This is a genomic window from Massilia sp. Root133 (genome assembly GCF_001426525.1).
GTDB classification, from domain to species: domain Bacteria; phylum Pseudomonadota; class Gammaproteobacteria; order Burkholderiales; family Burkholderiaceae_D; genus Telluria; species Telluria orientalis.
Genome location: NZ_LMEW01000002.1, coordinates 143,859 through 155,860, shown reverse-complemented (window position 1 = coordinate 155,860; position 12,002 = coordinate 143,859). Strand labels below are relative to the sequence as shown.

Genomic DNA, 12,002 nt, shown 5'->3' with positions numbered 1-12,002 from the left:
TGGTAAGATCAGTGGATTGTTACATGCTTCGGCCAGGATTCACCATGTCTGTACAGTTTCGCAACAACGTTCACGTGACGGGCTCGGGGCCGGTCACCATGGTGTTCGTGCACGGTTTCGGTTGCGACCAGGCCATGTGGCGCTTCCTGGCGCCGGCGTTCGCGGAGCGCTTCCGCGTCGTGCTGTACGACCTCACGGGCAGCGGCCGCTCCGACTGGGAAGCCTACGACCGCGCGAAGTACGCCAGCCTGCAGGGCCACGTGACGGACCTGCTGGACGTGCTCGACGCCTGCGCGGCCGGTCCGACCATCGTCGTCGGGCACTCGGTCGGCGCGTCGATCGGGCTGCTGGCGACGGTGGCGGCGCCGGAGCGCTTCCTGGCCCAGGTCCTCGTCGGACCGTCGCCCTGCTACATCAACGACGGTGACTACATCGGCGGCTTCAACCGCGAGGACATCGACGGTCTGCTGCAGGCGATGGAGACGAACTTCCTCGACTGGTCGCGCAAGATGGCGCCCGCGATCATGGGCGCGCCCAATCGTCCGGAACTGGGCGCGGAACTGACGCGCAGCTTCTGCCGCAACGATCCCGCCATCGCCAAGCATTTCGCGCGCGTGACCTTCCAGGCCGACATCCGCGCCGAGGTGGCACGCTCCACGGTCCCGGCCCTGATCCTGCAATGCAGCGACGATTTGATCGCGCCGCGCGAAGTGGGCGAGTGGCTGCACGAGCACCTGGCGCACAGCACGCTGCAGGTCATCGACAACGTGGGCCACTGCCCGCATTTGAGCGCGCCGACGGCCAGCTCGGTCGCGATCGATACCTTCCTCGCGCGGGCGTTGCGCCAGGATGGACGGCTCGCCGCCAATCCGGCAGTGTAAGGCAGGACGCAATCCGGTGCCGAAAATGCACCAATGCGCGGCATGGTCCCGTGCGATAGTGGCGCCGCTATCGACACCACCGGAGACACCATGCAGCTCTACCACATGCGCGGCGCCTGTTCGCTGGCCGACCTGATCGTTCTCGGCTGGCTCGGCGTGCCGCACGAGATCGTGCCGATGACGCTCGACTCGATCAAGGCGCCGGCCTACCTGAAGCTCAACCCCGGCGGGAACGTGCCGCTGCTCGTGCACGGCGACCTCGCCCTCACGGAAAACGTCGCCATCCTCGGCTACCTGGCCGACCTCCATCCACATGCGCAGCTGGCGGGCGACGGCAGTCCGCGCGGCCGGGCCGAGGTGATGCGCTGGCTGGCGTTCCTCAATTCAGACGTCCACAAGGCATTCAAACCCCTGTTCGCGCCGGAACGCTTCCTCGACGGGCGTGACCTGGACGAGCAGCTGGCGGCCAACGCGCGCCGCCATGTCCGGGCATACCTCGAACGCCTCGACGGCGCGCTCGCGGACCGCGACTGGCTCACTGGACAACGTTCGATCGCCGATCCCTACCTCTACGTCGTGCTGCGCTGGGCACAAGCGAAAGGCGTCGACATGTCGGACCTGCATGCGCTGGCCGCGTTCCACGAGCGGATGTCGCGCGATCCGGCGGTCCGCGACGCGCTGCGCGCCGAGGAAGCCTGACCGAACGCCCATGCACATCGGGAAGTCCTACGGGCTGTTCGAGTTCGTGCACTGGACCCGGCGCCGCGTCTACCCGCTCGCCGCGTGCGCCGGCACGGCCGTGGCGCTGTACCAGCTGGGCGGCTGGCACTGGCTTTCCCTGCCGTGGCCCGTGCTCGCGCTGCTGGGTACCGCCGCGTCCTTCATCGTCGGGTTCAAGAATGCGCAAAGCTATGGCCGCACGGTCGAAGCCCAGCAGATCTGGTCGTCCCTCGCGGCAGCCAGCCGCCACTGGGGCCTGATCTGCCGCGATTTTCCGACCAACGAGCGCGCGATCCCCGCGCTGGTGACCCGCCACCTGGCCTGGCTGACGGCCGTCCGCTACCAGTTGCGCGCACCGCGCGTGTGGGAAGCCGCCGCGGCCGCGCCCAATGCCGAATACCGGGAACGCATGTTCGACGTGGCGGAACGCAGCGTGCCGCTCGAGGCCGCGCTGGCCCGCTATCTGCCGCCGGACACCGTCGCCCACCTCCTGACCGTCGACGACGTCCCCGCCGCGCTCATGTCCCTGCAGAGCCGCGCCATCCGCGACCTGTTCCACGACCAGGCGCTGCAGATGCTGCAATACGCCGAGCTGCAAAAGACCCTGAAGGACCTGATCGATCAGCACGCGCGCGCGCAACGTCTCAAGAACTTTCCTTATCCGCGCCAGTACGCGATCGTCAATTCGCTGTTCGTCTGGCTGTTCGCCCTGCTGCTGCCACTGGGGATGGTGCGAGAATTCGCGCGGCTGGACGGGCAAATGGCGTGGCTGGCCGTCCCGTTCAGCGTGCTGATCGGATGGATGTACCTGGCACTCGACCAGGTCGGCGCCAGCACCGAGAATCCGTTCGAAGGCAGCGCCAACGATGTGCCGATCACGTCCCTGTCGCGGGCGATCGAAGTCGAGTTGAGCGTGCTCCATCGCCTGCCCCACGCCCCGCCACCGGCGGCGCCGGCCGGGCACATCGTGCTCTAGGATCTACGCCGCGCCGATATAGCCGTTGGCCTGCGCCAGCAACGCCGGCTCCATGCGCGCAGCGATGCGCCGGATGTAGTTCGCGGCCGGCGCGATGCCCGCGGCGCCCGCGCGGTGCAGCCATGCATAGGCTTCGACGAGATCGAGCGGCACGCCCTGCCCCGCCGCATACATCACGCCGAGGTTGAACTGGGCCCGCGCATGGCCCTGGCGCGCGGCGCACAGGTACCAGAAATGGGCCGCCTCGTAATCGCGTTCGGCGCCGTGGCCGCTGTCGTGGCGCAGGCCCAGCGCGAACTGCGCCAGCGCGTGGCCCTGCTCGGCCGCCTTGCGGAACCACAGCGTCGCCTGGCGCGGGTCGACCGTGCCGGTGTCGTCGCGGTCGAGGAGTTGGCCCAGCGCGTACTGCGCGGGCGCGTAGTCCTGGTCGGCCGCCTTGCGGTACCAGTACGCGGCTTCGCGCTCGTCCTGCGTGACGCCGTTGCCGCTTTCAAAACGCAGCGCTAGATCGAACTGCGCGCGCAGGTGGCCCTGTTCCGCGGCCTTGCGATACCAGTCCAGCGCGATCGACGGATCCTGCGCGACCCCATGGCCCGCGTCATACAGTTGGCCCAGATGGTACTGCGCACCGGCGAAGCCCTGCTCCGCCGCGAGGGCGTACCAGTGCGCGGCCTGCGCATAGTCCTGCTCGACGCCCTGGCCATGTTCGTACCGAAGCCCAAGGTTGTCCTGCGCGCCCGCATGCCCCTGCTCGGCCGCGCGCCGGAACCACGCGAGCGCCAGCTGCGGATCGCGCGCGACGCCGTGGCCGGTATCGTGGATCAGCGCGAGGTTGAACTGCGAGCTGGCGTGGCCCTGCTCGCCCGCGCGGCCGTACCACAGGATCGCCTTTTCGCTGTCCTGCGGCAGGTCCTGGCCCTTGTCGTAGCGGAGGCCCAGGTTGAACTGGGCCGGCGCATAGCCCTGCTCCGCGGCCTTGCGGAACCAGTGGATGGCCTGCTGCGCGTCGCGCGCGATGCCCTGGCCGCTGTCGTAACGCAGCGCGAGGTTGAACTGGGAGCGCGCATAATTCTGGTCGGCCGCCTTGCGATACCACTCGACGGCCTGCGCGACGTCCTGCGCGACACCCTTGCCGCCCTCGTACATCATGCCGAGATTGTGCTGGGCGCCGGGGTCGCCCTGTGCGGCGGCCTTGTTAAACCAGTGCAGCGCCTCGTGCACGTCGGCCGGCGTGCCCTGGCCTTTCGCGTACAGCCAGCCCAGGTTGTACTGGGCTTGGACGTAGCCCTGTTCCGCGGCTTGCCGGTACCAGTGCAGCGCCTGGCCCAGGTCCTGCGCCACGCCTTGCCCCTTCTGGTACATCACGCCGAGGTTGTACTGCGCCTGTTCGAGGCCGCTGCTCGCGGCCATGCGGTACCACGCGACGGCCAGCTCGTCGTTGCGCGGCACGCCCTGGCCGTTCACGTACATGAAGCCGAGGCTGTGCTGGGCCGTGGCGACGCCGCGCTCGGCGAGCGCTTTTACCCGCAGGAATTCAGCGGTGTGGCTGGACGACATGGCGCATCAGGCCTGGAAGGCGAGCACGTTCAAGACGCCCGCCGGCAGTGTCTGCCCACGCAGCACGTCGATGAAGCGGCCGAGCGGCATGGGGCGGTGGTACAAATAGCCCTGCATCGTCAGGCAGCCGTTGGCGCGCAGGTAGCGGGCCTGCGAGTCCGTCTCGACGCCTTCCGCGATCAGGTTCAGGCCCAGGCCGCGCGCGATCGAGATGATCGCCAGCACGACCGGATAGTGCCCGTGCTCGTCGTGGATCTCCTTGACGAACGACTGGTCGATCTTGATCGTGTGGACCGGGAAGCGGTGCAGGTAGGCCAGCGACGAATAGCCGGTGCCGAAGTCGTCGATCGCGACGGACACGCCCAGCTGGCCGAGTTTGTTGAGCTGCTCAATCGCGTGCTGCGGGTTGCGGATGCAGATGTTCTCGGTGATTTCGACTTCGATCTGGCTCGGCGCGATCCCGTAACGCAGGAGCGCGCCGCGCATCTTTTCGAAGAAGTCGCCCCGGTCGAGGTATTGCGGCGACAGGTTCAGCGACAGCCGCACCTGGTTGCCGATGTTCTTCCACTGCAGCATGTCGCGGCACAGCGCGCCGATCATCCAGTCCGAGATCGGCAGCATCAGGCCGTTCTCTTCGGCGAACGGCAGGAATTCGCCCGGCGACACGATGCCGCGCGTGGGATGGTTCCAGCGCATCAGCGCCTCGGCGCCGACGATGCGGCCGCTGATGGCGTCGATCTGCGGCTGGTAGTACATCTCCAGCTCGTTGTGCTCGAGCGCGCGGCGCAGGCTCTGTTCCAGCGCGATCTTCTGGTGCGACACGTCCTGCATCGCCGGGTCGTAGAACGCGTGGCCATTCTTGCCCTGTCCCTTGATCTGGTACATGGCGATGTCGGCGTGGCGCAGCAGCTCGTCGATCGATTCGCCGTGCGCCGGATAGACCGCGATGCCGATCGACGCCGAGATGTGCACGGCGTGGCCGTCCAGGTCGAACGGCTCCTGCAGCACTTCGAGGAATTTGTCGGCCACCATGCGCGCGTCGTCGCGGTCGCGCAGTTCCGGCAGCACGATGGTGAATTCGTCGCCGCCCTGGCGCGCCAGCGTGTCGCCTTTCCTCAGGCATTCCTTCAGGCGGCCGGCGGCCTGCTGCAGCAGTTCGTCGCCCTTGACGTGGCCGAGCGTGTCGTTGACGAGTTTGAAGCGGTCCAGGTCGATGAACATCACGGCCAGTTCCGTCTGTTTTCGCTTGGCCTGGATGACGGCGAGGCCGAGGCGGTCCTTGAACAGGATGCGGTTCGGCAGGTCGGTCAGGATGTCGTGGTAGGCCTGGTACGAGATGACTTCCTCGGCGCGCTTGCGGTCCGTGATGTCGCGCGCGACGCCGTACGTGCCGTAGAACTCGAGCCTTTTGACTTCCTGGTCGGGCACGTGCATGCCGATGGCGTTCAGCGAGATCGTCATCAGCGTGTTGTTGAAGGTGCGTTCCTGGTTGGCGCCCGCGTGGCATTTCAGGCGCAGTTCGACATTGCGCGAGGCCCGCTCGTCGACGCGGCGCTCGTTGAAGACGTAGCGCGCGCGCTCCAGGTCTTCGTCGTGCACGAGGATCGAGTAATGCTGGCCGATGAGTTCTTCGCGCTTGTAGCCGAGCAGCTGGTAGGCGCGGTCGTTGATGAAGGTGAACTTGCCTTCGTGGTTCAGCGTGTAGATGATGTCCGGCGACGAATCCACCAGGTAGCGGTACATCTTCTCCGAGTTTTCCAGCTGGTTCGCGATGCGCGCATTGGCTTCCTGCAGGCGGCGCTGCTTCAGTGCGTTCGCGACGGTCTTGAGCAGTTCCTCGCGGCTGTACGGCTTGCGCAGGTAATCGTAGGCGTTGCGTTTCAGCGCGCCGATGGCGGCGTCGATGCCGACCTCGCCGCTCATCACGATCACGTCGGCGTCGATGCCCTTCTCGTTGATGAAGTCCATGATCTCGTGGCCGCCGATGTCGGGCAGGCGCAGGTCGAGCAGCACGAGATCGAAGCGCAGGCGCGCCAGGTGCGCGAGGGCTTCTCCTCCGGTGGCGGCTGTGACGAGCTGGTAGCCGCGGCCCTGCAGCAGTTCGTACAGGGAGGTGAGCAGGCGCGGTTCATCGTCGACGAGCAGGAGTCGGGGCTGGTCGATGCCGAGCGAGGATTGCGTGTCGTGGGGGCTGGACGACGTGGCGCTGGCGGAGAATGGATTCATTGTTACCTTATACGGATCCAAGCGCGCGCACCGGCAATGTGGCCGGGGCGCCGGCGCCGGCATGCGCCGGCAGCAGGATTTCAAAACTGGTGCCGGTCGTTCCGCTGCGGCAGGCGATATGCCCGTTCAGCTTCTTGACCAGGCTGTGCACGATCGACAGGCCGAGACCGTGGTGCGGTCCCTCCTTGGTGCTCTTCACGGCCGAGAACAGATTGGCCAGCACCTCGCGCGACAGGCCCGGGCCGGTGTCGGAGACGACCAGTTCCAGGTACAGCCTGCGCTCGCGGTTCACGTGGCCGCGGTTGGCGATCTCGATGCGGCCGCCGCTGCCGGACAGCGCCTCGATCGCGTTCTTGACGAGGTTCACGAGGATCTGCTTGAGGATGTCCGGATCGCCTTCGATGCGGCTCTCGGCGTCCGACATGCTCACGACGATCTCCACGTTCGCCGGAATGAAATTCGTCGTGCGGAACAGGCGCAGCACGTCGTCCACGACGCGGGCCACGTCGGCCGCCGGTGCGCTGTCCACCTTCGACGTCGCGACGCCGGGCTGGATCTCCGTCAGGCTGCCCACCAGCTGGCCCACGCGGTCGATCTCCTCGTTCAGGATCGACAGCTCGGCGCTGACGGGTTCCTGGCGTTCCAGCTTGCTGTCCAGGACCGACAGGTAGTTCTTGATGATAGCCAGCGGGTTGTTCACTTCGTGCACGACGCGCCGCGACGCTTCGCGGTATTCCTCGGCCACGTGGGCGAGCTGGCGGCGCGCGTGGCCGCGTTCCGACATCGCCGTCTCCAGCGCGCCCGCGGCCTGCGCGCCGAACGCCTGCAGGAAGCGTTCGCGCTTCTGGCACGTCGGCAGCTGCCACGTCGCGACGCCGCCGATCATCACGCCGAGGCAGCGCGCGCCCGCGACGAGCGGCAGGCACACGAGCGATTCCGTGCCGAGCATGCGCAGCAGCTGTTCTTCCGCGAGGCCGAGCGGACGGCCGTCGCGGCGGATGAAGCCGAGGCGGCGGTCCAGCGCGGCCTGCGCGACGGCGCCGCCCTTCGCCAGCGGTACCGTGAATTCCGCGATGCGCTGCTGGTTCGCGGTCGGCGCGCCGATGAGGGCCTGGCCGGTCGGGTTCTCCAGCAGCACGACGGCGTTCTCGAAATCGAACAGGATGCGCGCCGAGCGCGTCATCGCTTCCAGCAGGCCCGATTCACCTTGCTGGCGCGCGAACGTCTGGCCCACTTCGGACACGAGCACGAGGTTGCGCACTTCCTCGGACAGGCGCTGCTGCACGGGATCGACGGGCGGCGGCGGCGCGAACGCGGCCGGCACGGGCAGGTCGTCGGCGCCGGCGAGATCGATGCCGAGGTGGATCGCGGCCTTTTCGACCTGGCGCGCGGCGAGGCCCAGCAATTCGTCCGGCGCTTCCGGCCCGAGGCCGCACAGCGCGCGCGCCTCGTCCACGAGGGCATCGTCGTGCGCGTGGCAGGCCAGCACGTGGGCCACGCGCACGATGCGGATCAAGGGATGCGCTGCTTCCAGGCGCTCGCTCGGCTCATGGTGGTACAGCACGGAATCGGCGAGGAAGGAATCGAGCTGCCAGCGTTCGATCAGCCAGGCGCCCGCTTCCGCATGCGTGATCTGCAGGGTGCGCTGTTCGACGGCGCACAGGTCTTCGTCGTCGCGCGCCGTGAAGTTGAAGGCGTATTCCTTCGGTGCCGTCGCGAGCAGCGCCAGGCGGCCGACGTTGTGCAGCAGGCCGGCGAGATACGCTTCTTCCGGCTGCGCGTAGTTCATGCGGCGCGCGGTCTCGCGCGCCAGCACGGCGGCCGTCAACGAGTTCTTCCAGAACGCGCGCAGGTCGGTGGCGCTGGAATTCGGGAAGCTGTTGAAGGTCTGGAAGACGGAGTCGCTGATGACCAGCGTCTTGATCATGTCCGTGCCCAGCGCCACCATCGCCTGCTCGAGGTTCGGCTGGCGGCTGTTGCGGTGGTACGCGGAGCTGTTGGCGACGGTGAGGATCTTGCCCGTCATGCCGGCATCCTTCGCAACCAGCGCGGCCAGTTCGGGCATGCCCAGATCGTCCGCCTGCAGGTGTGCAAGCAGCTTGATGAGGATCTGGGGCATGGCCGGCAAGCGCGCGATCAGCAGGCGATTGCGGATGTCCTGGTCAGGTTGATGTATGGATTCAAGCACGGCCGCCAACTTGGTTTTTGGGTGATGGCCGCTCTCCCCTGCGGGGGCTGCCACAGTGTTCGTTCTTGCGGTCCCTGGAATAGAGCAATGCTTACATCATTATTCCAAGCATGAAAAACTTATCTTAGCATATATACATTTCTGACCAGGAACAATACTTTCCAAGAAAATTGACGCGTTTTAGAATCAAATTTCAACTGAAATGTATTGACAATGCACAGAGAAGTTCCCGAAATTTAGCATTTATTTACGATCACTATCATTACCGTAACTACTTTTTAAGCGAGAGCCTTGTACCGGCGGTATTGGCGCGACGTCATCCAGCATGCCAGCGACGCCAGCGCGAACGCGGCCTGGCCGAGCGCCATCGCCAGCACGGAATGGGTCAGCGCCGGCGCGATGATGCCGGCCACCAGCGCGCCCATCAACGTGGTCACGAACGACTGGCACGACGCCACCGTGCCGCGGATGTGCGGGAACAGGTCGAGCGCGAGCAAGGTGGCGCTGGGGTTGATGATCGAGCTGCCGAAGTTATAGAAGAACATCGGCAGCACGGTCCACGGCAGCGCCGGCGGCAGCACGGCGTGGTAGGCGACGGAGCCGGTGACGGCCGCCAGCATCAACGCATAGCCGATGGTGATCTGGCGCGAGAACGTCATCTTGCCCGCGAGCCGGTTGGCGACCAGCGCGCCCAGGAAGATGCCGCTCACGGCCGGCACGAACAGCCACGCGAAATCCGACGGCCCGAGGTGCAGGTGCACGGGCAGCAGCACCGGCGCGCCCGCGATGAACAGGAACATGCCGCCGAAGTTGAACGCGACGATCCCGGACTTCATCTGGAACAGCACGGAGCTGAAGATGTCCCAGTAGCTGCGCGCGAGGAAGCGCGGGTTGAAGGGCTGGCGGCGGTCCACCGGCATCGTCTCGGGCAGGTGCTGCCAGCACACCCACCACAGCACGACGGAAAACGCGAGCAGGCCGAGGAAGATCGACCGCCAGTCGAACGCGGACACGACCCAGCCGCCCAGCACGGGCGCGATGGCCGGCGCGATCGAGAAGATCATCGTCACCATCGACAGCAGCCGCGCGGCCGGCGCGTCCGAATACAGGTCGCGGATGATCGCCCGGCCCACGACGACGCCGGCACCGGCCGATACGCCCTGCATGATCCGGAAGATCCACAGGTAGTGCACGGAATGCGCGGACGCGCAGCCGAGCGTCCCGACCGCGAACACGATCAATCCGACGAGGACCACGTTGCGCCGCCCGAACGCGTCCGACAGCGCGCCATGCCACAGCGACATCGCGGCGAAGGCCAGCATGTACGCCGTCAGCGTCTGCTGCACTTCCAGCCCGGTCGCGTGCAGCGATGCCTGGATCGCGGGGAACGCGGGCAGGTAGGCGTCGACGGAGAACGGGCCGAGCATCGACAGCGCTGCCAGCAGGGTGGCGAGGCCGCCCGCGGACAGCATCGCGATCTTGTGCGGCGCCGGCAGCGGGATGGGGGTGACGGGGTCTTTCGGTAGATTGTCCGGTTCGGGTTCGGGTAGCATTTATTGGTCGTCTTTGGGTTTGGCTGCGTCGCGGCGGTTGAAGCCGGCGACCATGTCGAAGCGGAACAACCGGCATTCGAGGGCGCCGTTGAAGAACGGGGTCTTGCGCGATTCCTTCAGGCGCAGCATCTTCGGCAGGCCCAGGTCGGCCGTGAACAGGTACACCGTCCAGCCGGCGAAGCGCTGCTTCAGGGTGGCGGAGAGCTGCTGGTAGAATCCGACGGCCATCTCGTCCTGCGGGATGGTCGAGTCGCCGCGCACGCCGATCCGCTCGCCGTACGGGGGATTCGTCACCAGCAGGCCAGGCTGGCTGGTGGGCGGCTGCACCTGCTGCGCCTCGATCTGCTTCAGCGGCACCTCGAACAGGATGCCGGCCGAGCGCAGGTTATGGCGCGTCATCGCGACCATGTCGCCGGAGATGTCGGAGCCGAAGATCGTCGGTTCGGCCGGCAGCGGATTCGGCTTGATCGCCGTCTTCATCTCCTGCCAGGCCTTGGCATTGAAGTTCCTGAATTTCTCGAACGCGAAGCGGCGGCGCGCGCCGGGCGGGATGCCCTGCACCATCTGCGCGGCCTCGATCAGGATCGTGCCCGAGCCGCACATCGGATCGAACAGCGTCATGCCCGGCTTCCATCCGGCCACGCGCAGCAGGCCGGCGGCCAGGTTTTCGCGCAGCGGCGCGTCGCCCGTCTCCTCGCGCCAGCCGCGCTTGAACAGCGCTTCGCCGGACGTGTCGAGGTAGATCGTGAAGTTGCGCTGGTCGAGAAAGCCCATGATGCGCATGTCCGGCGTGCGCGTGTCGACGGACGGGCGGCGGCCGAACTGGTCGCGGAAACGGTCGCAGACGGCGTCCTTGATCTTCAAGGTCGTGAACTCGAGGCTCGTCAGCGGCGACTTGATCGCGGTGATGTCGACGCGGATCGTGTGGTCGACGCTGAACCAGTCTTCCCACGGCTGTTCCAGCACGAGGTCGTAGATGTCGTTCTCGTTGGCGTACGTGCGGTTGGCGATGCGCAGCAGCACGCGCGACGCGATGCGCGAATGCAGGTTGATGCGGTACGCGTCCGTGTCCGTGCCCGAGCAGTGGACGCCGCCCGGCACCTGGTTGTGCACCTTCAGCGACGTGCTGCCGGTGGTCTGTGCGATCTCGGCCAGCTCGTCGGCGAGCGCCTGTTCCATGCCGCGCGGGCAGGGGCAAAAATAGGAAGTCATGGGGTACCCTTTATCCGTAGTTGAAAAACATTCGGGGTCAGAGCCCGGTTTTCACGGGTGGGCTCTGACCCCGACTGACTAAAACGAAGCGGCCGGGGATGTAGGCCCGGCCGCCAATCAATCTGGTTGAATCTTCAGGTCAGAACGGTTTGACGACGACCAGGATCACGATTGCCAGCAACAGTAAAACCGGCACTTCGTTGAACACGCGGAACCACTTATGGCTGCGCGTATTGACGCCGCGTTCGAATTTTTTCAGCAGCGAACCACACGCATGATGGTAGCCGATCACGAGGATCACGAGCGCCAGTTTTGCATGCAGCCAGCCGCCCTTGATGCCGAATCCCAGCCACAACCACAGGCCCAGCAACAGCGCCGGCACCATCAGGATCGTCGTGAACCGGTACAGGCGGCGCCCCATGCCGAGCAGGCGCTCGACGACGGCCGGATTGCTTTCCTGGGCCAGGTTCACGTAGATGCGCGGCAGGTAGAACAGGCCGGCGAACCACGAGGCGACGAAGACGATGTGCAGCGCTTTGATCCAGAGGTACATGCAATTCCTTTATTCAAGAGCTCCAATTCGGGGTCAGAGCACTTTTTTGCGCGGGGTCAGAGCACTTTTTTGCGCAATGGCTCTTAAGAATCAACGGGCGCCAAGAGATCTACGAAGTCCCTCTTCCCGCCTCGCG

At 66.2% G+C, this 12,002-nt stretch carries 9 protein-coding genes; 3 read left to right on the top strand and 6 right to left on the bottom strand.

The annotated features are described in order from the left end of the window. Positions 1–44 precede the first annotated feature (44 nt). From ASD28_RS03430 to ASD28_RS03420, 3 genes are all read left to right on the top strand, one after another. A complete protein-coding gene (locus ASD28_RS03430) occupies positions 45–881 on the top strand; it encodes an alpha/beta fold hydrolase (protein WP_056124020.1) in 837 nt (278 codons plus the stop codon). A 90-nt stretch (positions 882–971) separates the two neighbouring features. Beyond that, positions 972–1,580 carry a glutathione S-transferase family protein gene (locus tag ASD28_RS03425; protein ID WP_056124017.1) on the top strand — a complete coding sequence of 203 codons (609 nt, stop codon included), beginning with the start codon at positions 972–974 and terminating at the stop codon, positions 1,578–1,580. A gap of 10 nt (positions 1,581–1,590) precedes the next feature. Next, positions 1,591–2,577: a bestrophin family protein gene (locus ASD28_RS03420; RefSeq protein ID WP_056124014.1), complete on the top strand. Its 987-nt coding sequence runs from the start codon at positions 1,591–1,593 to the stop codon at positions 2,575–2,577. A gap of 3 nt (positions 2,578–2,580) precedes the next feature. On the opposite strand, the gene ASD28_RS03415 is transcribed toward ASD28_RS03420, so the two are convergent. The 6 genes from ASD28_RS03415 to ASD28_RS03390 form a co-directional block, all read right to left on the bottom strand. After that, positions 2,581–4,134: an SEL1-like repeat protein gene (locus ASD28_RS03415; RefSeq protein WP_056124010.1), complete on the bottom strand. Its 1,554-nt coding sequence runs from the start codon at positions 4,132–4,134 to the stop codon at positions 2,581–2,583. A 6-nt stretch (positions 4,135–4,140) separates the two neighbouring features. Then, on the bottom strand, positions 4,141–6,360 hold the full coding sequence (locus tag ASD28_RS03410; RefSeq protein ID WP_056124007.1) for a bifunctional diguanylate cyclase/phosphodiesterase: 2,220 nt from the start codon (positions 6,358–6,360) through the stop codon (positions 4,141–4,143). A gap of 7 nt (positions 6,361–6,367) precedes the next feature. Further along, on the bottom strand, positions 6,368–8,479 hold the full coding sequence (locus ASD28_RS03405) for an HDOD domain-containing protein (protein WP_056124195.1): 2,112 nt from the start codon (positions 8,477–8,479) through the stop codon (positions 6,368–6,370). 347 nt (positions 8,480–8,826) lie between these two features. After that, on the bottom strand, positions 8,827–10,101 hold the full coding sequence (locus tag ASD28_RS03400; RefSeq protein ID WP_082577467.1) for a multidrug effflux MFS transporter: 1,275 nt from the start codon (positions 10,099–10,101) through the stop codon (positions 8,827–8,829). Further along, on the bottom strand, positions 10,102–11,313 hold the full coding sequence (locus tag ASD28_RS03395) for a class I SAM-dependent RNA methyltransferase (protein WP_371771313.1): 1,212 nt from the start codon (positions 11,311–11,313) through the stop codon (positions 10,102–10,104). A gap of 139 nt (positions 11,314–11,452) precedes the next feature. Continuing rightward, the gene (locus tag ASD28_RS03390; protein ID WP_036234455.1) at positions 11,453–11,866 is read right to left on the bottom strand and encodes a CopD family protein; all 414 of its coding nucleotides are present in this window, start codon (positions 11,864–11,866) and stop codon (positions 11,453–11,455) included. Positions 11,867–12,002: the final 136 nt, after the last annotated feature.

What these genes read in the sequence shown, in the direction of transcription:
- ASD28_RS03395 (WP_371771313.1), bottom strand. Translation starts at nt 11,313, where the DNA reads ATGACTTCCTATTTTTGCCCCTGCCCGCGCGGCATGGAACAGGCGCTC.
- ASD28_RS03405 (WP_056124195.1), bottom strand. Translation starts at nt 8,479, where the DNA reads ATGCCCCAGATCCTCATCAAGCTGCTTGCACACCTGCAGGCGGACGAT.
- ASD28_RS03415 (WP_056124010.1), bottom strand. Translation starts at nt 4,134, where the DNA reads ATGTCGTCCAGCCACACCGCTGAATTCCTGCGGGTAAAAGCGCTCGCC.
- ASD28_RS03410 (WP_056124007.1), bottom strand. Translation starts at nt 6,360, where the DNA reads ATGAATCCATTCTCCGCCAGCGCCACGTCGTCCAGCCCCCACGACACG.
- ASD28_RS03430 (WP_056124020.1), top strand. Translation starts at nt 45, where the DNA reads ATGTCTGTACAGTTTCGCAACAACGTTCACGTGACGGGCTCGGGGCCG.
- ASD28_RS03390 (WP_036234455.1), bottom strand. Translation starts at nt 11,866, where the DNA reads ATGTACCTCTGGATCAAAGCGCTGCACATCGTCTTCGTCGCCTCGTGG.
- ASD28_RS03400 (WP_082577467.1), bottom strand. Translation starts at nt 10,101, where the DNA reads ATGCTACCCGAACCCGAACCGGACAATCTACCGAAAGACCCCGTCACC.
- ASD28_RS03420 (WP_056124014.1), top strand. Translation starts at nt 1,591, where the DNA reads ATGCACATCGGGAAGTCCTACGGGCTGTTCGAGTTCGTGCACTGGACC.
- ASD28_RS03425 (WP_056124017.1), top strand. Translation starts at nt 972, where the DNA reads ATGCAGCTCTACCACATGCGCGGCGCCTGTTCGCTGGCCGACCTGATC.